Annotated in this window: 20 protein-coding genes and 1 rRNA gene; 2 read left to right on the forward strand and 19 right to left on the reverse strand. The window is 41.6% G+C overall.

The window, feature by feature from the left end:
• The 12 genes from ACFPA1_RS13395 to ACFPA1_RS13450 all read right to left on the reverse strand — a co-directional run.
• Positions 1-174: ribosomal RNA gene (locus tag ACFPA1_RS13395) — 16S ribosomal RNA — on the reverse strand; the annotation flags it as partial.
• Positions 175-516: 342 nt separating this feature from the next.
• The gene (locus ACFPA1_RS13400) at positions 517-4,860 is read right to left on the reverse strand and encodes an alpha-amylase family glycosyl hydrolase (protein ID WP_378583631.1); all 4,344 of its coding nucleotides are present in this window, start codon (positions 4,858-4,860) and stop codon (positions 517-519) included.
• A 262-nt stretch (positions 4,861-5,122) separates the two neighbouring features.
• Positions 5,123-6,565 carry a DHA2 family efflux MFS transporter permease subunit gene (locus ACFPA1_RS13405; protein WP_378583634.1) on the reverse strand — a complete coding sequence of 481 codons (1,443 nt, stop codon included), beginning with the start codon at positions 6,563-6,565 and terminating at the stop codon, positions 5,123-5,125.
• A gap of 198 nt (positions 6,566-6,763) precedes the next feature.
• Entirely contained in the window at positions 6,764-7,993 is a 1,230-nt protein-coding gene (locus ACFPA1_RS13410; protein WP_378583637.1) for a DUF438 domain-containing protein, read from the reverse strand.
• A 168-nt stretch (positions 7,994-8,161) separates the two neighbouring features.
• The gene (locus ACFPA1_RS13415) at positions 8,162-8,938 is read right to left on the reverse strand and encodes an enoyl-CoA hydratase/isomerase family protein (RefSeq protein ID WP_378583639.1); all 777 of its coding nucleotides are present in this window, start codon (positions 8,936-8,938) and stop codon (positions 8,162-8,164) included.
• Between the two features lie 30 nt (positions 8,939-8,968).
• Positions 8,969-9,715, reverse strand: a complete 747-nt coding sequence (locus ACFPA1_RS13420; protein WP_378583641.1) for an SDR family NAD(P)-dependent oxidoreductase — start codon at positions 9,713-9,715, stop codon at positions 8,969-8,971.
• A gap of 18 nt (positions 9,716-9,733) precedes the next feature.
• Positions 9,734-11,371 (reverse strand): AMP-binding protein, encoded by a 1,638-nt coding sequence (locus ACFPA1_RS13425; protein ID WP_213148235.1) that lies wholly within the window; start codon positions 11,369-11,371, stop codon positions 9,734-9,736.
• A 35-nt stretch (positions 11,372-11,406) separates the two neighbouring features.
• Complete coding sequence (menB, locus tag ACFPA1_RS13430; protein WP_378583644.1) at positions 11,407-12,204, reverse strand: 1,4-dihydroxy-2-naphthoyl-CoA synthase; 798 nt, start codon at positions 12,202-12,204, stop codon at positions 11,407-11,409.
• Positions 12,179-12,619, reverse strand: coding sequence for a MaoC/PaaZ C-terminal domain-containing protein (locus ACFPA1_RS13435; RefSeq protein ID WP_213148233.1), 441 nt, complete (start codon positions 12,617-12,619; stop codon positions 12,179-12,181). Before ACFPA1_RS13435 ends, menB begins: the two co-directional genes overlap by 26 nt.
• 20 nt (positions 12,620-12,639) lie before the next feature.
• Positions 12,640-13,794 carry an acyl-CoA dehydrogenase family protein gene (locus ACFPA1_RS13440; RefSeq protein ID WP_241113892.1) on the reverse strand — a complete coding sequence of 385 codons (1,155 nt, stop codon included), beginning with the start codon at positions 13,792-13,794 and terminating at the stop codon, positions 12,640-12,642.
• 181 nt (positions 13,795-13,975) lie between these two features.
• Positions 13,976-15,316, reverse strand: a complete 1,341-nt coding sequence (locus ACFPA1_RS13445) for a sigma-54 interaction domain-containing protein (RefSeq protein ID WP_213148232.1) — start codon at positions 15,314-15,316, stop codon at positions 13,976-13,978.
• Positions 15,317-15,325: 9 nt separating this feature from the next.
• A complete protein-coding gene (locus ACFPA1_RS13450; protein WP_213148231.1) occupies positions 15,326-15,751 on the reverse strand; it encodes a hypothetical protein in 426 nt (141 codons plus the stop codon).
• A gap of 177 nt (positions 15,752-15,928) precedes the next feature.
• On the opposite strand from ACFPA1_RS13450, the gene ACFPA1_RS13455 reads away from it, so the two are divergent.
• Positions 15,929-16,240 (forward strand): hypothetical protein, encoded by a 312-nt coding sequence (locus ACFPA1_RS13455; protein ID WP_213148230.1) that lies wholly within the window; start codon positions 15,929-15,931, stop codon positions 16,238-16,240.
• A gap of 61 nt (positions 16,241-16,301) precedes the next feature.
• Here the strand turns inward: ACFPA1_RS13455 and ACFPA1_RS13460 are convergent, their stop codons facing one another.
• Together ACFPA1_RS13460 and ACFPA1_RS13465 are read right to left on the reverse strand one after the other, a co-directional pair.
• The gene (locus tag ACFPA1_RS13460; RefSeq protein WP_378583648.1) at positions 16,302-16,985 is read right to left on the reverse strand and encodes a BsuPI-related putative proteinase inhibitor; all 684 of its coding nucleotides are present in this window, start codon (positions 16,983-16,985) and stop codon (positions 16,302-16,304) included.
• A gap of 135 nt (positions 16,986-17,120) precedes the next feature.
• Positions 17,121-17,903, reverse strand: coding sequence for an HAD family hydrolase (locus ACFPA1_RS13465; protein ID WP_378583651.1), 783 nt, complete (start codon positions 17,901-17,903; stop codon positions 17,121-17,123).
• A 118-nt stretch (positions 17,904-18,021) separates the two neighbouring features.
• On the opposite strand from ACFPA1_RS13465, the gene ACFPA1_RS13470 reads away from it, so the two are divergent.
• Entirely contained in the window at positions 18,022-19,701 is a 1,680-nt protein-coding gene (locus ACFPA1_RS13470) for a multicopper oxidase family protein (protein WP_378583654.1), read from the forward strand.
• Positions 19,702-19,763: 62 nt separating this feature from the next.
• Here ACFPA1_RS13470 and ACFPA1_RS13475 read toward each other — a convergent pair whose 3' ends face one another.
• From ACFPA1_RS13475 to ACFPA1_RS13495, 5 genes are all read right to left on the reverse strand, one after another.
• Positions 19,764-21,029: an MFS transporter gene (locus ACFPA1_RS13475; protein WP_378583657.1), complete on the reverse strand. Its 1,266-nt coding sequence runs from the start codon at positions 21,027-21,029 to the stop codon at positions 19,764-19,766.
• A gap of 192 nt (positions 21,030-21,221) precedes the next feature.
• Positions 21,222-21,449 carry a hypothetical protein gene (locus ACFPA1_RS13480; RefSeq protein ID WP_378583660.1) on the reverse strand — a complete coding sequence of 76 codons (228 nt, stop codon included), beginning with the start codon at positions 21,447-21,449 and terminating at the stop codon, positions 21,222-21,224.
• Positions 21,450-21,544: 95 nt separating this feature from the next.
• Complete coding sequence (locus tag ACFPA1_RS13485) at positions 21,545-22,090, reverse strand: GNAT family N-acetyltransferase (RefSeq protein ID WP_213148225.1); 546 nt, start codon at positions 22,088-22,090, stop codon at positions 21,545-21,547.
• 149 nt (positions 22,091-22,239) lie between these two features.
• Complete coding sequence (locus ACFPA1_RS13490; protein ID WP_213148224.1) at positions 22,240-23,112, reverse strand: SDR family oxidoreductase; 873 nt, start codon at positions 23,110-23,112, stop codon at positions 22,240-22,242.
• Positions 23,113-23,328: 216 nt separating this feature from the next.
• Positions 23,329-24,759: a sigma-54 interaction domain-containing protein gene (locus ACFPA1_RS13495; protein ID WP_213148223.1), complete on the reverse strand. Its 1,431-nt coding sequence runs from the start codon at positions 24,757-24,759 to the stop codon at positions 23,329-23,331.
• Positions 24,760-24,772 lie beyond the last annotated feature (13 nt).

Genomic DNA, 24,772 nt, shown 5'->3' on the forward strand with positions numbered 1-24,772 from the left:
CGGTATTAGCTCCGGTTTCCCGAAGTTATCCCAGTCTTACAGGCAGGTTGCCCACGTGTTACTCACCCGTCCGCCGCTAACCAGCGGGACTTACGTCCCAGTGATTCGCTCGACTTGCATGTATTAGGCACGCCGCCAGCGTTCGTCCTGAGCCAGGATCAAACTCTCCAATAAAGTTGAGTTGATTAGCTCAAAAATGTTACGTTGGCTCATGTTCTCTATTTAATAGAAGAAACATGATAATTATTGTTTGTTGACGTTTTTGTTTGTTTAGTTTTCAAAGAACTATTTCGCCTCTTGTTTCAGCGACAAAAATTAATATATCATATTCACTTCATAAGTGTCAACTCATAATTTTCATTCATTAGGTTTGACCTCTCGTGAAGGAACTTTTATATCTTATCACCTGAATCACTCGTGTTCAATATATAATTTTTTCCAATTGAACTAAAAGAAAGATAAAATCCAAAATAAAATGCCTCTCTCCATTTAATTAGGAAAGAGGCAATAGCAAAATTATTGTTTATTAATCACGAATTCAAACGTCTTTGTTGCTTTAGCAATTGCACCGCCATCATTTTTAAAATTAGTCGTTTTACTTGATTCTGATGGTTCGATATAAATGCTGAGTTTGTTTTCTCCTGCATTTAATTTAATAGTTTGCGAGAAAGTCATATCACTGTTTATTGTTACAGGCTCACCATTTATAGTAAGAACCCCATCTTTAATAGCATTACCTTGCAGCGTTATCGTGTCAGATGATACCGTTTGCCCGTCAGTATGGGAAGTTATAACAACTGGCTGATCAATCCAACGGACAATCTTATCCTGAACGACCATTTGGTTTCCACCCTGGTTTGTAACGATGGTAGATAGGTCTGTCCCTTGTGCTCCGTAGCCGTAATAGCTGACATCATCATCATCTGGGTTCGAAGCTGTATGGTCAGGCAACCCTTCTTGATCCCATGTGCCATTTTTTACGTATTTATACGTTAATACTTCACCTTCCTGTGCTTCGACAGTATATTCATAATCATTGGTGACTGCTCCAGCACGCGTCATTTGCCACGCACCGGTGTTCCAGCCGTTTTTGCTACCAGGCATCGTAATATAAATTCCTTGTGGAGTATAGGCTGGTGCGTTCACCTTAAATGTTACCTTTACGGTTACTAATTCAGGTGTGACAGTTACAGGATTGGATTTCACCATATTTCCCGCCCGGTCATAAACTTGTACCTCGTACGCATACGTTTTTCCGTTTGTTACGTTAATATCGCGATACGATTCTTTTGTCACATCCAGCAGCTGATCGATTTTTATGCCGTCTCGAACAATAACAATCATATATGGATCTTCTTTTCCTTCCAATTTCCAAGAAAGGTTCACTTGTCCTGATTCCTGTTGCGGCTCAGCTAATGTTATTTTTTCTACAGGGGGTATGGTGTCACTTCCTTTGGTAAAGGTTACAGTTTTTATTTCACTTGTGACCCAGGTGCGGCCTAAGTCATTTGAAAAGGCAAATCGATACTCATAGCTGCCTTCATCAAACGCCAGGAAATTAGAACTAAAGACATTCGACACATCCTGTTGATTTACATAAGTAGCATTGTAAGAAATCCAATTTTCGCTTCCAGGCTGTTTTACTTCAAGTTTAGCCTGCAATCCTTCCATTTCTCCCGTTTCTGTTTCACCTTTTACAAAGAAATTTGCTGTGACTGTTTCAGGCTTTGAAAGATCAATACTCGCTTGTTCAAGCGATGTGACGTTTTCAATTTTGTAGTTATCTTCCGTTAATTTCACATGCGGAATAACGGCAGTTTGGAATTCCACCTTCTCAGAGCTATTCCCATTTTTATCAAGCGCAGCCACTGCAAAGTAATATTTTCGTCCATTATCTAGTCCATCAATTGTTACACTATTAGTAGAAGACTCTTTTACCTTTTTGTAAAAAGCACCGGAAATCGTTGTTTGGTAGACGGCATATCTTTGCGAGTCGCCTTCCCATTTAATCACTCCCGAATGATTGCCTTCTTCCACAGTTAAATCCGTAACAGCAGCAGGACGTTTAAGGTTTTGGCCCTTTTCCGAAACAAGCATCCGCCCACTCATGGCCGGAATAGTTACAATCAATTTTCCATCCTTTGACTCTACGGTATACCTTTTATCGAGCTGGTCTGTTAATTTGATCCCATTTATCATCATTTCTTCCATATTTAGCTCGACTGTTTTTTGTTCGTTGCTGCGGTTTGTAATGACGATCCCAACATTCTTTTTATCAGATCGTGAAAAAGCAAGCACATCGCCTTTTGCATATAAATGGTGCAAATCACCATAGCTAAACAAATCATGATAACTCGATCTTACTTTTCCGATGGCTTGATAATGCTTGATTAACTCCTGATCTTCGCTGCCCCATGGATACGTACGGCGGTCATCGGGATCCTTTGAGCCGGTCACACCTGCTTCATCACCATAATAAATGGTCGGTGCGCCTGCGTAACCCATCTGCAAAATGGCAGCCAGCTTTAAACGTTGAATTCCTAGCTTCTGGTTATAGTTTTTATCGAACTCCGCTCTTTCAAAAGAGTCTGTTCCATTCCCTAGAACAAACGCTGCACGCGCAGTATCATGTGAACCCATCAGATTCATAAGGGAATAAAATGCTTCTTTTGGATAATCCTCATAAACAGCATTGAGCTGATTTTGTGCACCTTCTGCGTTTCCGGTTTTTAGGTAATCGATCATCGCTCCGCGGAAGCGGTAATTCATGACGGAATCATATAGGTCACCTAAGAAATATTTGGAGGCATCATCCCAGATTTCACCCAGGATTAATGGTTCGTCTTTCTTTCCAGTCTTAAGTTCTTTTCGGAACTCCCTCCAAAACTGAGGATCCACTTCGTTCGCCACGTCTAAACGCCAACCTGAAGAACCCTTTTTAATCCATGACTTGGCTACCGAATCTTCATCATACATAATGTAATTGGCGAACGAGTCATTATTTAGTTCAGATGGATAATCGACTGCTTCACCGGGAATGGATTTGATTTCCGGAAGTGAATCGTACCCCCACCAACATTGGTACTTATAAACACCGTCAACTTTTTCATTTTGAATGTTAAACCAGTTTTCAAAACCATAAGGGCTAAATGTTTGGCCCTCAGATATAAACTTTTCTTTTACTTGTTTTTTAGCCTCATCTTCTGATATTCCCTGATTCACAAGGTCGTAAATAGAAGACCAATACTCATAAGCACCTACCGTTGGATATTTACCGTAACGGTCAAAGTAGATGGAATCATCGCCAACATGGTTAAATACGCCATCTAAAATCAAGTGAATCTTTCGTTTCTTTAACTCCTTAGTAAATGCCTCGAACTCTTTTGGAGAACCAAACATCGGGTCGACATTTTTATAATCCGCAGCGTCATATTTATGATTCGATGCTGCCTCAGCAATTGGATTTAAATAAAGCGTGTTTACTCCCAATGATTGGATATAATCCAATTTCTGTTGAATACCTGCAATGTCGCCCCCAAAGAAATCATTAGAAAAGATGGCATCGTCTTGATATCCTTCGGTCCCTTTCAAACGAGGATTATCAGGCAAATCAGTCCATTCTTTATGTTCAATTTGCTCCTCCCCGCGTGCATTGCTTTTGGCATTATCGTTTTTCTTATTTCCATTGTGAAAACGGTCAGGGAAAATCTGATAAACGACAGCTTCCTTCATCCAATCAGGAGTTTTATATGACGGGTCATATACCGTTAGCTGGAATAATGATGCGTTGGAGTCAGATGCCGTACCTATTCCGCCTTCTTGGACATCTTCCCCATATTCCTTCTGTCCTGGGCCATCTTGGGCAATAAATTTATACCCGTATACACCCTTTTCTTTAGGCGTCACGTTCGCTTCCCAAAACTCCACTTGTCCACCCTTTTGCTCAAGCCAGCCGGCAGATTCCATATCTACAGTAACCGTGTTACCGGTATTATAGTTTTTTAGCTGAACCCTTGCTCCAGTTAGGTCCCCTTTCTTTGCTTGAAGACGAAGCTTTACAACATCTCCTGCTTTTACCGCCCCAAATGGTGAACGGTAAGCTGTATCCCATGTATCGTGGTATAGCTTGTCCCCCTGAACATTGCCATCGGGAAGCCCCGGATCATAATCGGTATATACTTCTTTTGTATCATGGTTGTAAAAAAATGTGACCGATTCATCCTTTAGGACATTTAACACAAAATTATTAGCTGGATAAGCTGGTGCACTCCAGTTATCCCCAAGAACAATTTTAAATTCATGTTTCCCTTTTGGAACTTGAGCTGTATATGTGTAGACGTTGTCATGGTCTTCATCATGCAAAATAGCCGTTGATTCACTAGGAGACCACTCTCCCCCGGCATTAAGCTCTGGTTGAATATCACCAACAATCCTTGGCTTTTGATTATCCGGCAATTCAATCGGTACGGTTACTCTATGAGTAGTGTCATCATAAACAAACGTAACCTCTGTTTCTTTATCAAGTGATAATTTATAATTATCACCGTTCCGTGCCCCATCTGCCCCGTAGTTCTCATCCCAGGTGCCATTTATGGCAATTTTATATTCATAATTTCCCGCAGGCAGCTTACCGGTTAGAATGTACTTTCCCGTTTCCTGCAACTTCATTTGTGTAGCAGGATCTGCAGGATTCCACTCACCGGAACCTCCTAGCTCATCTTGCAAGTTACCAACTAGAGTCACAATCCGACCTTCTGCTTTTGTTTGTGCCGGATGGAAAAAAGCTGTTCCTGCAATCGTTTGCACTACTAATGCCAAAAGTGCAAGGTAATTCATCCACTTACGTGATTTTCCTTTCATTCATTTTCCTCCCCCTGTTTTTTGCGCAAACGTTTGCACAATTACCAATAGAAAACGCTTACTTGCACCTATTATCTCATCATCAATATCTCGAAAAGAATAGGTCTTTGCTACTAATATTTACTAAAACTTAAATCACGGACACGATTACGTTAGGCTAACCACTCCTACGGCTTCATGGTCAAGTACCTTCACCTGGTAGACGGACATGCTTTCACACAAAATAAAGAGGAGACACTCGCCTCCTCTTCAAATGGGCACTCTATTCTTGGAATTTCACTCGAATGTTTCGGCGCCCCTCATCTTCACTACCTTCTTCAGGCAGGGTGTCATTTTTTATAAAAAACGAAAGAACCAGCGTCAAAAGCGATAGTACAGCAATCACCATAAATGCCATGTTGGCACCGTGGATATCCGGATATAAGATTCCCGGCTCATCCTTCGCCCATGCAGCAGTTGTCGTCATCACAGTGACAAGAATAGCAGTCCCAACTGATGCGGCAATCATTTTCATCGTATTATCCATTGCTGCCCCATGGGGAATGAGCCGTTTCGGAAGCTGGTTTAGGGCTGCCGTGGCAGCCGGCATCATAACCATGGAGAGGCCGAACATCCTAATGCTATATAAAACTGTTATAAAGGTAATGGTCGTGTTTGGACCCAATTTAGTAAACGCAAATGAGGATGCGGTTATTATGATTAAACCTGTGATTACCAGCCATCTAGCACCAATTTTATCAAAAATTCTACCGATAATCGGTGCCAAAAATCCGCTTATTAGCGCGCCCGGTAAAAGAGCAAGGCCTGCCTCAAACGCTGAGAAATCTCTCATATTTTGCATATATAAAGGAATGATCGTTTCAGCACCAATTAACCCCATAAACCCTACCATCCCGATAATGATGGCATGCGGAAAAATCGAAATTTTAAATACTCTAAATTCCAGCATGGCATGTTCCAGACGTAACTGTCTTGTAATAAACCATACCAAAGCAAGACCTCCGATTCCTAATGTAAAAAGAGTGATGCCGCTTCCCCAGCCAAAATTTCCTGCACATGTGAATCCATATAGAAGACTGCCGAATCCAATAGAGGATAAAATGATGGAAATTACATCGACTTTTGGTTTCGATAATTCGGTAACATTTCTCAAGGTGAAGTATGCGACAACAATGTCTATTAAAGCTATTGGCAGGATGATAAAAAACAAGAGGCGCCATGAATAATGCGACGTAATCCATCCCGATAAGGCCGGCCCAATCGCCGGAGCAAAGGATATAACAAGTCCAACTAGTCCCATAGCAGCGCCGCGTCGATTAACCGGAAAAATTAGCAAAAATACCGTTTGCATCAACGGCAGCATCACTCCAGCTCCGCATGATTGAATAATTCTTCCTAATAAAAGAAATTCGAAATTTGGGGCTATTCCCCCAACTATTGTACCGGCTGCAAAAATGCTCATTGCAGTCAAGAATAACTGGCGGGTGGTAAACCGTTCTAACAGGAATGCACTTACCGGTACCATAATACCGTTGACAAGCATAAAAATGGTCGTCAGCCATTGCGCACTGTTGGCGGTAATGTTCATTTCCTTCATTATTGGAGGTATTGCTGTAATCATCAAGGTTTGATTTAAGATTGCGATAAATGTTCCCGCTAAAAGAAGCGCCACGATTGGGCCACGTTTATTAGTGGATTTATCCATTTCTCATCCTCCTTTATTTTCAAAAACGTACTTTTTAGATTACATGATTTTGCCACGTTGTGCTAATTATTTAACTTGGATGAGTTTGTCTTTTTTATTTATTTTTCTTGCGACATTCTGATCACTGTACACTTTTCCCATTTACACAAAAAACCCCCTCATTCACCGAGGGGGCCAATCCCAATTACTTCTATAACATTATGATAAAATCCGTTTTTCACCTTCAATCGCCTGAATCGGGGCGATATTTTGCGTAAACTCCAAGGTGCCTACATATTTTCCATCCTCATCGCGAACGGCAAAATATCTAATGTAGACGTACTTATCGCGAAACTTAATCCAAAAATCCTCGCTGTCTTTCTTACCTGATTTAAAGTCTGCGAGCAAATCCTCGACCACATGAACACTTCTTGGCGGGTGACAATTTTGCACTGTCCTTCCGATAATGGCTTTTGTTCTAGCAAAAATTCGTTCCTTCCCGTGCGAGAAATAACGAACCACATCCTCATGATCAATAAAGGAAATGTCAACCGGCAAATGGTTTAATAACAGTTCAAGTTGTTTTAACGACAGGATCCCGGTTTCCATTTTAATATAGCCTTCGGAAATGGCATTTTCATCAAGTGCCTTCCGTTCTGGTTTCCAAACAGCTTCCGGTTCGGTTAGGCAAAAACCGATTTCATCGCTCTCATGAGCAATTTTCACCCATTCATCTTCTGTGAAATTGGCCAGCGCCATTGGGAACAGAATGTTCTCCTCACGGTAAATCATTTCTGTTACCTCTTCGATTACCCAATTTAGTTTTTCAAGCACTACCTTCTTTTCACCATTATAATGAAGCAGTGTTTGTCTCACTTTTTTTATTGCATCGCGGATGAAGTCATCGATTCTCCACATATTATTTGTTGGACCGTAAATGCCGTAGTTTTCTAAGTACGGAAAAATCAAATGCTCTTTACGATTGAAATGTTTATCAATATCAAGCAGTAAATTGATATCCTCTAAGAGCTTAAATACATTTTCCGCATGATCCTCTTCTTCGAACTGCCATAAATGCACTTGGAGCTGCGTTTTCACTAATTTATCAAGCTCTCTATTTTCCAGCATGAAGGTGTGAATCGGGTGTCCCGGCTGCTCCTCAGGACGTTTTTCGCGGTTATCTTCCTCAATTCTTCCTTTAAAAATATCAGTGTGCTGAGTGTACAGGCGCTGCAACTCATCTGCCGGCATGCCTCCTTCGTTGACAAACTCCAGCTGCAGCTGCGCAATTTCCTCAATGGTAACCTTGCCAATAAAAGCATCGAAATGAGCCTTTACTTCATTTAAATTTCTTCCATTATGAAGATCTCTGAAAATTTCTTTTAAAATTTCAATTCGCTCAGTATTCTTATATGTTTGTTGTTCGCGGTTATTAATGAATTCACTCATATCCAGGATTCTCCTTCGTCAATTGCTTTTTTAAAAAATAACACTAATCCCGGTACGAGTTTGTGATTAAAATCATTCATTACAAATGAAATATTAACAAGTTGTGAACAATGAAAACCTCCATAAAAAAGCTTCAGTTTCTAAAAATGAAAACTGAAGCTGAACCGCCTATTTGCCGATAAATGAAGCTTGTCGTTTTTCAAGGAATGCCGAGGTTCCTTCCTCCTTGTCAAGGGAGCCGTACAGTACTGCTTGAGCCAGTTGCTCTATCAATATACCTGTTTGAATATCCGTTTCTGCTCCGCTGTGAACCGCGAGCTTGGCAAGCCTTACCGCTAAAGGCCCCTTGGCTAAAATTTTCCCCGCCTTTTCTTCAACAGCTCTCCATAACTCTTCTGTTGGAACAACTGCCGATACCAAGCCGATTTCTTTTGCTTTCTCAGCAGTGATCATGTCACCTGTTAATATAAGATCAAGGGCTCTGCTTTTGCCAATCAATCTTGACAGCCGTTGAGTCCCGCCTGCTGCCGGAATAACCGCCAAGTTAAGTTCAGGCAGGCCAAATTTAGCATCCTCACTGGCAATCCGAATATCGCAGGACAGCGCCAGTTCACTGCCACCGCCTAAGGCATAGCCGTTTACCGCTGCGATGGTCACCTTTGGGCTGCTTTCCACTTTTTGATAAAAGCGGGACATTCCGAACGAAATGGCATCCATAGGTTGATAGCCGCGGACCTGATTGATATCAGCCCCAGCCGCAAAGGCTTTATCCCCTGTTCCGGTAAAAACAATGACCCCAATCCTATCATCCCGTTCAAGCGCTTCAAACCCCTCTTCCATCTCGGTAATGGTATCCTGATTCAAAGCGTTCCGAACGCTAGGCCGATTGATTTTGATAACCCCGATAGCCCCTAGTTTTTCAACCAAAATATTATCAAAAGACATTCTACTAATCTCCTTAAAAGATTCTATTTTTTAGAGCATTGTCAAGCCTCCGCTGACCGACAACGTTTGTCCAGTCACATACCCCGCATCATCAGAAACAAAGTAGGCCACCGCGCCGGCAATATCCTGTGGCTGTGCCAATCTTCGGAACGGAATAGCCTTTTCCAGAGCACCGGCAAGTCCTACATTGTAAGATCCAATTTCCTGAAATAAAGGAGTGTCACTCGGTCCTGGAGCCACGCAATTAATATTGATCTTATGACGGGCCATTTCGCGGGCAAGTGTTTTTGTCAGCGCTACTACGCCGCCTTTTGCCGCAGAATAAACAGCTTCACCGCTCGAACCAACCCGAGCTGCATCAGAAGCAATATTAACAACCTTCCCGTAACCGTTTTTAATCATAAGCGGTAAAATCTCCTTGCACGTATGGATCTGCCCCATTAAATTAATATCGATGATTCTCTTCCAGGTGTCCGGCTTACTTTTTAAAAAAGGTTCAACCTTATCCCAGCCGGCGTTATTCACTAACACGTCAATTTTTCCAAATGCCTCAACCGATTCCTGAACCGCTTTTTTCACACTTTCCAAACTGGTAACATCACAATGAACTGCAACTGCTTCACCGTCATTTCCTTTAATTTGCGAAACAGTTTCCGCAGCGCCCTCCTTATTAATATCAGCAACAATTAAGGCCATTCCCCGTGATGCTAGTAATTTAGCAATCTCTCTGCCAATGCCGCTGCCGGCACCAGTAACAAATGCAGTACGTTTTACCACTGTTTATCCCTCCAATTTTTAAACCTTATCAGCAAATTTTTCATTTATCAGATCCCGCAAGCGGAACTTCTGGATTTTCCCGCTTGGTGTTCGCGGGAAATCGTCAATCACTTCGAGGTGCTCTGGCCAATATTGCTTGGCGACGCCTCTTTCTGCTAAAAAGGCCTTCATCGCATCAAAAGTCAGCGGTGCTGCCCCCTGCTTCATGCTTATAAATGCACAGGCTTTTTCCTGCAGACGCGCATCTGGCATGGCAACAATTTGAACGACGGATACATCCGGGTGCTCGTATAAAACATTTTCCACATACGCAACCGGGATGTTCTCGCCGCCGCGAATAATAATATCCTTGTTACGGCCGGTGATGCGGATATAGCCGTCTTCATCCATCATCGCGCGGTCGCCTGTGATGAACCATTCCCCGTCAAACTCAGACCTTGTCAACTCTATTCGTTTTAAATAACCAACAAACAATGAAGGTCCTCTTACCAGTAAACTTCCTTCTACGTTAGGAGGCACTTGATTACCTACTGCATCCACAACCTTAACCTCAAGCCCCGGGAATGCTTTCCCATCTGTAGAAGTGAGCTTTTCCTCGGTATCGTTTGCAAGAGTAAGGGTAACCAAGCCGTTTTCGGTTTGCCCCCAGCCTGACAGGATTTGCGCAGGCAGCTTTTGCCGGGCCTGTTTAACCAGTGTTCTTGGGATTGGGGCTCCAATCGCGGCAAAATACCTGAGCGAGCTTAAATCATATTTCTCGATTCCGTTGACTTGAATCGTGTCCTGTAAAAACGGTGTAGCTGCAGTAGTAAAGGTAATTTTCTCTTTTTCTATTAATTGAATAAACTCTTCCGGATTCCAAATATCTTGGTAAACAGCACTCCCCGCATATATAGCCGGAAGGCGGACACCATATAGGAAACCGGTTTGATGGGCAAAGGTGGAAGCCATGAAAATGACATCATTAGGAGTTAATTGAAAATGGTCAATCCAAAGCTCAGATGCGAACGTCACCGTATTGTGGGTGTGCATGACACCTTTTGGTTCACCTGTCGTCCCTGATGTAAAAATAATTTCTGTTATTTCATTAGGATTTAGGGCAATCTGGTCCAAAACAGAAGGATCCCTTTGCTCTTCCCAAGGAACATCCATTAAATAGGAGAAAGATTTCATGCCCTCCGGCACTTTTTCTCCAATGACAAAAATATGTTCCAGTGAGGGCCATTGCGGCTTAAGCCTCTCAATCATTTCCGGATAATTGAAACCGCGGAACTCTTCGGGTACGACAATCATCTTGGATTCGGCGAGTTTGACCATAAAGCCAATTTCCCGATCACGATAAATATGGATTAATGGATTGCTTATGGCGCCAATTCTAGTGGCTGCAAAGTGCAAAATCACAAACTCATTCCAGTTTGGAAGCTGGATGGAGATGACATCCCCTTTTCTCAAGCCTATTTCAAGCAGACCAAGGGCTACTCGGTCAACGAGTTTTCCGAGTTCCTTATAGGTGTATCTGCTTTTCTTATCAATAATGGCTGTTTTTTCAGGATACTTTTCAATTGCTTCCTTTAAATAATCAAGAATCGTCTTATTTGACCAATTCGATTCATATTTTTTGATATCCTCATCCGTTAAAATCGTTTCGAAACCCATCAGCCTGTTCTCCCCCTACTAAAGGTAATATTGGTTTACTGTCTGAATTTCTTAAAATCAACCGGACGTTTCTCGACAAACGCATTTCTTCCCTCTGCCGACTCATCCGTTTTGTAGAACATCGCTAAGCTCGCCATTGAAATTTGCGAAATCCCTTCAATATTGGCAGAATCTGCGTTAAAGGAATATTTCAGCATTTTAATAGCTGTTGGACTCTTTTCTAGAATTTTTCCCGCCCACTCCTCTGCAGCCGCCATCAGATCGCCTTGAGGGACGATTTTATTGACAAGTCCCATTTCCTTTGCCTCTTGCGCCGAATACTTTTCGCACAAGTACCAAATTTCCCTGGCCTTTTTCTCACCGACAATCCTTGCAAGATAGGCAGATCCCAACCCTGCATCATAGCTGCCCACTTTCGGACCGCTTTGGCCAAAAATGGCATTTTCAGCGGCGATGGTTAAATCGCAAACCACATGTAGAACGTGGCCGCCGCCAATCGCATAACCGTTTACGGCTGCAATAACCGGCTTTGGAATCGCGCGGATTGTCCGATGCAGAGCTTCAATTTCCAAGCCGATACCGCCGCCAAGTCCGCCTGAGCTATCATAGCCACTGTCACCTTTATTCTTTTGGTCACCGCCAGTACAGAAGGCTTTTTCTCCTGCTCCGGTCAAAATAACCGCACCAATTCTGTTATCATCCCAGGCATCCCGGAACGCCCAAATCAATTCTTGGACAGTTTGAGCACGAAAGGCATTATAAACCTCTGGGCGATTAATTGTTATCTTGGCAATTCCATCCTTTTTCTCATAAAGTACATCTGTCATTTCCATTTTTCATTCCTCCATTTTCTTTTGATAAAATTTTCAAAATAACTTGCCCTCTGACCACTTCAAGACCAGATTGATTGGTGCATGTTACCTTTTCAGTCACCCAATCCATCTCTTGATTGACGTCTATGGTTTCTATCTCAACTGTCAACAAATCTCCGATATGGACTGGATTTAAAAAGACGAATTCTTTCTTCAATATCACAGCAGGGTGACAGGTCAATTCTTTACCCATCGCCTCCGCAATCAATCCCTCACAAACAATTCCCGGAACAAGAGGCTGTTCAAACCGCGTCTCACTTTGATACACCACATTAAAATCCCGGGTTAAAAATTTCCACTTTTCAACATCTTTACTAACAATGGTCCTTTGGATTCTCGCTATTTGTCCGATAAAAAATTTATCAGCATCATCCATTTGGGAAGTAGTCTCCTATTTTAATAGGGACGAAATTGTTTTCCGATCAATTCTCGAGCAATAACCATTTGGTTAGCCTGTGCTGTGCCATCACCAATTTCCAGCCCAATTACATCCCTAAGCCTTTGTTCGAGCGGCATTTCCTTCGTATAGGCGTAGTGGCCATTAAGAAGCATACATTCATGGATTGCCTCCTGAGCATATTTTGGACCTAGCCATTTTACCGAGGATGCCTCTTTTGTATGTTTTTTCCCATTGTCACGAAGCCATAGGCCGCGATATGCCTGCCACTTAATTAACTCCAACTGCGTATAGTGGGTAACGATTGGAAAAGAAACACCCTGAAATTTTGCAAGCGGTCTGCCAAAAGCCTGCCTCGTTTTTACGTGCTCAATGGTCTCATCGATACTTTGGAAGGCTGCCCCTGCACACTGAAGGCCAATTAATAGGCGGCTAAGGTCAAACCCATTCATGACCTGGAAAAAACCATTGTTTTCAAGTCCGATTAAATTTTCTTCCGGAACTTCGACGTCCGTTAAATAAATCGACCCTCTTCCAATCGGTACATTACCCATGTCGTCATAACCTTTACACTCCACGCCCGGAGCATCGGCAGGCACAACGAAGGCACTGATGCCTTTGCTGCCGGAGCTGGGGTCTGTTTTTGCAAAAACTATGAAAGCATCGCCAATGGTTGCCGCACTAATACCTGACTTTTCTCCATTTAAAATGTAGCGGTCCCCTTTATGTACTGCTGTCGAGCGGATTCCAGCTGCATCGGTCCCGGCCGCTGGCTCGGTAATTGCTACTCCAACAATTTTGTCACCGCTAGCAATTTGCGGAAGCCAAGTTTTTTTCAATTGGTCTGTCGCATGATTGCTAATAATTTCCGATGCAAGCGCATTCAGCATAACGGCATAGGTTAAGTTAAAATCCCCGCGCCCTATTTCTTCTGCAGCAATTCCAGTCGTCACGCAATCCGCCCCGCTGCCGCCATACTCTTCGGGAATTCGCAGTCCATTCACTCCCAGTTCCCCAAGCTTTTTCCACAAATGGCGGGGATGTGTTTTTTCCCGGTCCCATTTTGTATATTGGGGCAGCAATTCATTTAAGGAAAATTCTCTTAGCATTTCGCGAAAATATTCTTGTTCATTACTAAAGGTAAAATTCAACAAGATGATTCCCTCCTTTACCTTTCTATATTGCAAATTCCGTGCCAACATAGAATTCACTACTATTGCTGTTTCCCGAGTTTTGCATTTTTGCAAAATCACTATTCTTTTGCAAATCTGCGAATCTAATTTGCGAAACAAAAAAACACACACTAGGAAAAGTGTGTGTGAATAGATAAAATCATCATTTATTTAGTTTATATTTCGCTATTTTTCTATATAGACTGGCTAGGTGAATATTCAGCAATTGGGCTGCTTTTGTCCGGTCGCCGTCTGCTTCCTTTAGTGCACGCTGGATAGCAGAAATTTCTGCATTTGATACAGCTTCCTCTAAACTTAAGAGTTTAGGTGTTTCTTCCGCCTCCATTTTTTCAACTGAACGTTCAAGAGATGGGGAAAAAAACAAGCTTTCCATTGTCAGGGTTTCCCCCTGAACAATGTTCATCCCCCGTTCAATAACCGCTTTTAGTTCGCGAACATTCCCAGGCCACTCGTAATTCAAAAGCCATTCCTGGAGATTGGGTGCTAAGTATTTTACCTCTTGGACTAATTTTTCATTGAAATATTCGATGAAATAATAGGCTAACGGTAAAATGTCCTCTTTTCTCTGCCTTAATGACGGTATTTTTAATTCAAATACATACAAACGATAAAACAAATCCTGCCGGAACTTGCCTTCCTGAACCAAAGTTTTTAGATCTCGGTTCGTAGCGGCAACAATCCGGATATCAACATTCTTGCTTCCAGTTCCCCCAAGCCGCTCCACCTCTCGCTCTTGAAGCACCCGGAGCAGTTTCCCCTGGGCTTGATACGGCAACTCGGATATCTCATCTAAAAATAGTGTCCCGTTCTGCGCCAATTCAATTTTTCCAGGCTTTCCTTCTTTCTTCGCCCCGCTAAATGCCCCACCTTCATAGCCAAATACTTCAGATTCAAATAATTCATCAGGAATGGCCGCACAGTTAACCGCTACAAACGGATGGTTTTTTCTCGAGCTAAGTCCATGAATGGCCTGGGCAAACAATTCCTTCCCTGTACCGCTTTCGCCCGTAAGCAGCACAGTTGAACTGCTGGCTGCAATCCTGGCAGCCAGTTCCTTAATTTGCGCCATCAATGGGCTGTCGCCAATAATCTCCTCAAAGCTATAGCGATTCCTGTTGGCTGTCTTTGATCTTATTTTTGGCTTATCCACCATCTGCAGAAAGGAATAAAATTCAGCATGATCGATTTCTTCTTTTCTTAAAATGACCGAATAAATGAGGTGTTTGTCCTTTTTTTCGATTCGAATTAAACAGGGACGACCTTTAATTAAACCAGAAATAACTGTATTTCCAACAGCAGAGTTTGGCCGTTTTTTTGTGGCTCCTTCCACGATATGCGCAATTGAAAGCCCAATTATATCAGGCTTTTCAAAAGCAAAACAGCTGCAAAATTCAGGGCTGACATCTACAAGAATCCCCTTTTCATCCACTTCCAGTGATCCCCAATACCCAGCGCGGTTATCAACTTTTTGGGTTAGCTCCATTCACATCACCTATGAACTTTGTTTCGGCAGTACAAGTATGACCACCTGTCCTTTTACCACTTCGTTTCCCTGCTGGTTGTAACAGCTGACCCTTTGTGTTACCCAATTCCTTGTTTCGTTAATATCAATAATTTCGAGCTCCGCTGTAATCTCATCTCCCACATGGACTGGGTAATAAAAAACCAGTTCCTTTTGCAACAAAATGCAGGCGTCTCCCGGCAGCTTTTGGCTAATGACCTGGGTGATTAAGCCCTCGGTCAATAACCCTGGAACAATTGGTTGGTCGTAAAAATTTTTCCAGACATTTTCATTTACTTGATAAACTGGGCTAAAATCCCGTGTCAACTCATTGCATAATTTGACATCATCATCTGTAAATACTCGTTTTAAGCGAGCGATTTGTCCGATAAATAACTCATCAATCGCTATATTCATCTATTTCATCTCCTATTGAAAAAATATTATGAATATTTTTTATAATTTAAGGGTAACAGATACTCATCCATCCGTGCAATACTCAATCCCCATTCACAACTGTGTTAGGTTTTATAATTATTGAATATTCAACGCCGCCACGGCATATCGTTGTTATGACGGAAAGGAGACTAAAGAATGACCATAAGTAAAGAAACAACCAAGAAAATTGATAGTATCGCCAATCAGAAGGTCCGTAACATTGTTAAAATATGCGTGGAGCAAGGCTGCCAATTCAGACCGCATCCCAGCAATCCAAATATGATAAATTTGTTCGATCCAATCCGAAGGAAAAATATTATCGGCGATATAAATATTGCAAGTGAAAGAGGCTATTTTACCCTTGAAGTGAAGGGCGGAAGGTTCAAGTCATTTCGTAATGAAACACATGATTTGGATATTGACAGGGCAGATTTCGAAGAACGGGTACTTAAAAAGCTGAAAGGCTGATTGGTTAAAAACTAAGGGGCAGTGATATCTAAAATCGCTGTCCCTTTTATGAATATATTTTTTATAAAAATTTTTCAATTACCTTTTGGCCATTTTCATTTTCTTTATATAGAAATGTTACGTTACTTCCCTCTTTAAGGGCTAATATTTGTTTTTGGGCTTCATCAGATAATTGGAACGCGGTTTTCGTGCCATTCATATCAATCTCAATGGTATGTGGGTCGATTTGTCCAACATATTTGCCAGAACCGTCGAGAGCGGCTTTTTCCACAAGTAAATCCATAACAACCCTCGCCTGCTCCTCTTTTGCTGTTAAGAAAACCTCCAGCTTATACTTGCCATTTTTCAAGTCGGTGATGGTAAATTCCTTGGCGATTTCTTCATTGTTTTCGAGATTTACTTCCTCCATGGCTTGAGTTGACATAACCTCTTCTGAATATTGTTTCACCTTTTTTCCAGACTCATCATATACGATATAATCCACTTGTAAGCCATTTGAAAACGTTAATTTCTGGGCTTTACCGGAAATATTCTTTACTCTGTAATTCACGTTAATTCCCGGCCCTTGCTCAATAATTTCAATCCTTGGAAAGAAACTTGCTGCAATCTCATTTTGTTTAGGGGCTGCGTCTTTTGGAGCTCCTGAACTGCCATTCGTCTTATCCCCCACACCTGAACCGCAGCCTGCTAAAAGACCAATAGCTAAGGCAGAGGTTAATATGAAAATCACACTTTTATTTCTCATTTTCACGATCCCCTTTTTGTAATTATTTGGTTTTCAGCATAATAGTCGCTTAAAGAAGGGGGGAGGTTACACTGTATTAAAGAAATTGGTCTTTTGACATAAAGAAAGCCGCCCGATAAGGCAGCTGATCTTTTTTTATAAATTCTCCAATATCGTAAAAAGCTCTTCTAAATGGTGAATCTCGAACGTAGGTATGACTTCATTCCGCTCTTTATTGTGGCGGTTAATCCAAACGGATTTGATCCCTGCACGGTTTGCCCCAAGAATATCGGTCATTAGGTTATCCCCCACCATGATGACTTCATCCTTTTGCATAGACAGGCGTGACAAGGCATGTTCAAAAATCGTTGGATCTGGTTTTCCTCTACCAAAATCACCTGAGATGACGATTTGGTCGAAGTATGGAACCAATTCTGGAGTAATGGTTAGTTTCGTATTTTGCAAGTCTGGTGATCCATTCGTTAATAGTAGAAGCTGGTATTTCCCTTTTAACGAATCTAGTGTTTTAAACGTTTCCTCATATAAAAACGGCAGCTTTCGGCGCTCGGCTGGGAAACGCTCCGCCAATTCTTGTCCAAATTCTGGGTCGTCAACCCCTAAAGCCTTAAGACCCGCCGTCCAAGCGTCTTTCCGGTAACCAGGAACCGTATCCTTCATTTTTCTAAAATCATCGTGATCATCTAGGAAATTACCCCATAGACCTTCAAAGGGATTGATTCCTATCATTTGTGTAAAAGGATAAAATTCATAGGAAGAGTAGAGGTTTCTAGCAGCCTCTCTGACAGCCTCCTCCAACTGGTCCGAATCTAGTCCATATCGGTCTTCTGCAACCTTACATGTAGCCACAAAGGCTTCCTTTACACTCTTCTGATCCCACAGCAACGTATCATCCAAATCAAAAAAAACTGCTTTAATCATGCTGGCGCCTCACTTTTTGTTTTTTTAACTAGTTTACCATTTTTTCAAAAAAAGAAAACTGAAAACTTCCTATATTCATAATCTAAAAAAGAGGTTTTAAAATAAGGAGGAATTATATTTGCCTTTAGACAAGTTTGTAGATGCATTGCCAATACCGTCAGTCATAACCCCCGTCGGGAACAAAGATGGAAAACCGTACTACGAGGTAGAAATGAAGCAGGTTCAGCAAAAATTACACCGTGACCTAAAACCGACGACTGTTTGGGGTTATAACAGCATGTATCCAGGACCTACATTTGAGGTTCGCAGGAACCAACCTATTTATGTTAAGTGGGAAAACAAGCTGCCGTATGAACACCTGCTTCCGGTAGATAGAACCGTGCATGGCGCAGAACTGGACCGACCATCTGTCCGGACAGTTGTACACTTACACGGTGGTCGTAATCGTCCGGAAAATGACGGGTATCCGGAAGCCTGGTTTACCCGAAACTTCAAAAACGTTGGCCCTAAATTCTTGCATGAAGTTTATTATTACCCAAATGGCCAACGTCCTGCTACACTCTGGTATCATGATCATGCGATTGGAATCACCCGTCTGAATGTTTATGCAGGGCTAGCCGGGTTTTACCTTATTAGAGATGACGAAGAGGAAATGCTGAATCTTCCACGAGGAAACTATGAAATCCCGTTATTGATTCAAGATCGCTCGTTCTATCTTAAGGGTGAGCGGTTTGGTGAATTATTCTATCCTTCCCAGCCAAACCAGGCAGCGCCGCCGAATCCTTCACCGCCAATTGATTCAAGCTTACCCAGACCATCTGTCGTCCCAGAATTTTTCGGGAATACCGCTCTTGTGAATGGAAAAGTCTGGCCCTTTCTCGAAGTGGAACCGCGCAAATACCGCTTCCGTATCTTGAATGGCTCCAATGCCCGATTTTATCGACTACGATTAAGCTCTGGCCAAGAGTTTATTCAAATTGGGACAGATGGCGGATTTCTTGAGAAACCAGTTATTGTACCACATAGGGAAGGGCTGCTGCTTGGTCCAGCGGAACGTGCAGATGTGATTGTCGACTTTTCCAAACATGCAGGTCAGAAAATCACCCTAACAAATGATGCGCCATCACCATTCCCAAGCGGCAATCCGCCTAATCCAGCACTTCCGCAAATTATGGAGTTCCGTGTTAGTAAAAACCTTACTGAACCTGACAAAAGTGTCATTCCAGCAACATTATCTTGTTTGGAGAGACTTAATCCAAAAGGTGTACCTGTACGGCAGAACATTTTGACTGAAATAGATGACCCAGAATTTCCAGGTCGTTTGAAACCATTGCTCAATGACATGACCTGGAGTGAATTACCCATTACAGAAACTCCGTATAATGGTACAGTAGAAGTTTGGGAGCTTTACAACTTGACAGGAGACAATCATCCAATGCACTTACATCTTGTACATTTTCAGGTTCTCAATCATGCGCCAATTACGATTGATAAAAATAAAAATATCACACACGTCGGACCACCGCGGGAACCATCCGCAAATGAAAAAGGCTGGAAGGATACCGTTGGGGTGAATCCGAAAGAGGTCACTCGCATTATTGCCCGCTTCGGACCTTTTACGGGAATCTACCCTTGGCATTGCCATAACCTTGAACATGAGGACCATGAAATGATGCGGCCGTATGAAGTACTCCAAAATCCCGAATTTGACCCACGTATTCCAATTCCAGGTCAATGCCCTGATGACTCGTTTACTCAAAGCTTTGAAAAGGAGGGCCAAGATGAGTCAAGTATTTGACTTCCCCCCTCTTCTAATGAAAGAACCTAGCATTATCAAGAAATGCTAGGTTTTTCCAATATTTATGCATGCAATGTTTTTAATTCTTTCTCTTCCTTACTAACGATTTGCTTCGGAAGCAACCCGCTAAAAATGGCCGCCAGTGCAAGAATGAAAATCGAAAAATAGAAGGAAAGATTATAATTCCCTGAGAGGCTATACCATAAACCTGGTAAGTACGAACCTAATGCCGAGCCTATTTGATGGCTTAGTGACAACATGCCCAGGATAAACCCTACAGAATGATTTTTAAAAAATTGAGTTGCCAGTAATTGAGTTGGCGCTACCGTTGCAAAGTCGACCAATCCGAACACAACGGCAAAAGCCAGCAGCATTGCCGGGTTATAGGTATTTAAAAGAATAACAATAGATAAAGCCCTTACCACATACAACCCGATCAGTATTTTTTTGCAGCTCCATCGGTCCGCAACGATACCTGAAAGTAAAATGCCAATAATGTTGAAAGCAGCCAGAATGCTCACTGCAGCACTTGTTACACCTGGTGAAAACCCACATAAATTAGAAATTGGAATTAAATGTGTGTCCATTAATCCTGTCGTGGTAAATCCACAAACGCCAAACGGTAAAATTAAAAACCAAAACTGTCTTTTGCGGAAAGCTTCCCAAATAAAAAAATTACTATTTTGATTCGCATCACCAATTGTCTGTTTTTCTTCTTTGCCTTTTCCGCCAATTGGCAGTAAACCTTTCTCTTTAGGGTCATTTCGTAATAATAAAAGGACAACAGGAAAAACAATAACTGCCAGAAAGATACCTAAAATAACAACTGTTACTTTCCAATTCAACCAGTTTATTAACAATAAGGACCCTGGAACAAGCAGCATTTGCCCTGCTCCAAATCCTGCTTCGATAATTCCTAAGGCAAGGCCGCGTTTTTCATTGAACCACTTCGTTACAAGGACGGTTGCCGCAACATTGGATGCTCCCCCCACCCCGATGGAAACGAAGATGCCGTAAAGAACAAACAGCTGCCATGGCTGATTGATAAAGGAGGTTAAAAAGATACTCACTCCAACCAATAAGGTACTCACCGATAAAATCAACCGTGGACCCAGCTTATCTACGAGTCTCCCAATCACTGGCTGCGAAAGACCATAAACAACAAAGCTTAATGTAGATATAAGGGAAATAGTCCCCCTATCCATGGAAAAATCTTTTTCCCAGGGCTGCACAAATGCTCCAAACGCAAGGCGAACTCCTTGAACAGCCAATAAAGCTAAAAATGTAATAAAAATAATTATCCATGCATAATGGAATTTTGCTTTCATAGAATTCACCACATCCGTAATGTAATTTAGTTTTGTTCCCGTTTTCAGCCTAATCATAAATTTCACAATATTAATAGTATTTACTGTACTATGATACCACTTTTCCGCTTTAAACAAATAAAAAAGGTACTTTCTCATTAAGAAGAAAAGTACCTATAACCAAAATTATTCTTTTTACAACAATTCAAGACATTAATATAAATACGGATAAGAACCTCCCGGCGGTCTCCAAGACGGGATTCCTTGAAACCCCGGACCCGTCATTGGCTGTTGATAATATGGATTGTGATTAGGATTGTGATTAGGATTGTGAGAAGGCGAGTAGTGATGTGGAACATGGCTAAGCGTTGAGTGATTATATTCGGCAATACAACCTCCAGTTTGTCCAGGATATGGACCAGTTGTAATATGTTGTGTCAATCTTCACACCTCTTTTCCACGAAATTTAATTTATCATATGAAGACAAGTTTCACTTTGTTACTTTCATAAAAAAAAACACCAAATAGCCTTTTGATTACACATTAAACCTTCCCATCAAAAAAGTATTATAGTAATTCCCATCGGAAAGAATTTTGTCCTTTTTTAAAATGCCTTCCACTTCAAACCCATATCTTTGATAAAGCTTAACAGCCTTACGATTTGTTTCAAGAACACTTAATGATATTTTCTTAATACCGTTTGAATCTGCCCAATGAATGGATTCTTCCAATAGTTTTTTCCCAATGCTATGTCCCCAAAATTCTTTTAAAACACAGATTCCAAATTCCACTTTATGTGACATTCTTTTCAGTTGAGTCCCTTCACATCTAGAGAAACCTACAATTCTATCATTTGCTTCTGCCACTAAAAAAAGATTATTTTTCCGTTCGGTATCCGATCTAATAATCTGTTTGAAGCCAGATTCATCTATGTATGCTTCTCCTTTTTCTCTATCCATATTTTCTGTTTCACCATCAATCTGCAATCTAACTTCAGATAAGTTTCTGGCATCCTCTTCCTTTGCAGACCTAATGATATAAATTAAATTATTTATTTCAAATTCCTTTGGATTCACTTTCATTAAAATCTGTCCCCCATTTTCAGCTTAGTTGCCCTTACTATAATACTCCCATGCCCACTTTATTTCCTGCTTGATAACATAGAAAAGCGTTCCTGTTCGAAACAGAAACGCAACTTTTATCTCCACAAATCATTGAAATTTGAGTTTTATTATTTTGTTAGGGTGATACCATTAACGATTTGTGATAATGCTTCGTTTATTGAAGTAGCAGGTCGGCCGATAAGCTTTTCGAAGTCGTTGCTCTCAACTGCAAGTGTACCTTCGCGAATGCTTCTTTGGATGTCAACAAGCATCGGAATTAGAAAATCTGGCAGGCCAGCACCTTTCATAATTTCAGCATAAGCAGCGTCATCTACCTGTTGCACACTTACTTCTTTACCCAAGACATTGCCAAGAGCAGAAGTCAATTCTTGCTGGGTTAATAGCTTACCGGAAAGTTCGTAGATTGTGTTATCGTGTCCTTCACCCGTCAGTACCGCAGCTGCAGCCTCAGCATAATCCTGCTGCAACGCCCAGCCGACTTTACCTGATTCCGCAGATGTTACCCATGGAGCACCTGCGATGACGCCTTGAATACTTGGGATTTCGTTTTCTAGATACCAGTTGTTGCGTAAGAAGGAGTATGGGATGCCTGTTTTCACGATTGCCTTTTCTGTTGCCTGATGTGTCGGAGCGAATAGGTTATTACTTTCCATGGCGTTCGCTAAACTAGTATAGGCAATGAATTTAACTCCCGCACGTTCTGCCGCAGCTACTGCATTGGCATGCTGGCGTATTCTTGTTTCATTGTCTCCATCTGCAGAAATAATTAACAAGCGGTCGATTCCTGCAAAAGCAGTATCCAATGTTTCTGGAAGGTCAAAATCTCCGTGGCGGACTTCCACTCCACGAGCGCGCAGCCCTTCTGCTTTCTCCGGATTGCGAACACTGACAGCAAGTTGGTTTGCGGTTACAGTTTTTAATAAATTCTCAACGACTTTTGAGCCAAACTTTCCTGTAGCTCCTGTGACTAATAATTTCATTTTGATTCCTCCGATATAGTTTTATTTAAGAGTCCATTTGTAACAAATTTAATTACCTGTAATCATAATAGTTACAATATATTTTTTTGTCAACAAATAAATTTTGTTCTTTCTATTAAAATAAAATTCACAAAAAAAGACTTACTCATTAAAATTTCGAGTGAAGTCCTTGATAATATGATGGATTTCTTTAGTTCCTGTATTGGTTAAATCTTGTTAATTTATATCATATAATTTACATTTATCATAAAAACTGGTTTTACCGATTTCCAGTAGTTTAGCCGCTTCTAGTTTATTACCCTTCGTTACCACTAAAGCTTGTTCAATTGCTTGTTTTTCTGCTTGGACGAGTGTCTCCTTCAATGGGAGAATATTCTTCGGTTCCGTTGACAAGATATTGCTTAATGAAACAGTTTGTTCATTATGTAAGTTACCTGCGTTTCCCCCCTCGGTTTCTCGATCGCGCAAATATAGGGGCAGGTGCATTAATAGAATGGTTTTTCCATCAAGCACATTGATCGAACGTTCTAATACATTCTCCAATTCGCGAATGTTCCCCGGCCAAGAATGCTGCATCAATCTTTCTGTTACTTCAATAGACAGCTCAATACCATTTCGGAAAAATCTTGCTTCTAATTTCTTCAATAACCGCTTCGCAACCGCAGGGATATCTTCCTTTCTCATCCTAAGCGGAGGAATATCAATTTTAATAACATTTAATCGGTAATATAAATCTTGACGGAAATCCCCTTTTTCTACCATTCTTTCTAAATTCCGATGGGTGGCAGCAATAATCCGCACATCCACAGGGATAGATTTATGACCTCCGACTCGGACCACTTCTTTTTCCTGCAGCACTCTTAATAGTTTACTTTGCATCGTGAGCGGCATGTCCCCAATTTCATCCAAAAACAACGTCCCGTCGCTTGCTAATTCAAACTGTCCCTTCTTGCCGCCTTTTTTCGCGCCTGTAAACGCACCATCCTCATAGCCAAACAATTCCGATTCAAGCAGGTGCTCCGGGATGGAGGAACAATTAATGGCCACAAAGGGAGCGGCCGTCCGGTTACTGTCATGATGAATCGCATGTGCAAATAACTCCTTTCCGGTGCCTGATTCACCGATCAATAACACCGATGAATCGCTCCTGGAAACTCTTTGAGCCAATGTTTTTGCTGCAAGAAAATTAGGGCTGTCCCCAATTAAGTCCTGAAAACTATATTTACTTTGCAAATCCCTTTGAACTTTTGCTTGATAATAGTTTAATTCATCAACAAGGCTTTGGATCTTACTTTTATACATACGCCATTCTTCAGGATTACGGAACATGACATTTCCTACGGCACCAACAATCTGTTCCTCTTCAACAATTGGAAATCGATTAGCAATCATTTCACTGCCATTTATTTGTTGGACTGAGGCCAGTTCCTTCACACCTGTTTGGGCAACAATATGCATCCGTGAGTTTTCAATCACATCCTGTACCTGCCGGCCAATCGCCTCTTCCATCGTGGTGCCGATAAACTCGCAATATCCCTCGTTAATATATAAAATAATCCCGTTATCATCGACAATAACCACACGTTCTGCTAATAGATTGATAATTTGCTCATGCCAGCTGTTTGGTACTTTGTCAAATGCCCGCATCGATTGCCTCCCT

It is taken from the genome of Neobacillus sp. GCM10023253 (assembly GCF_042653105.1).
Classification (GTDB): domain Bacteria; phylum Bacillota; class Bacilli; order Bacillales; family Cytobacillaceae; genus Neobacillus; species Neobacillus citreus.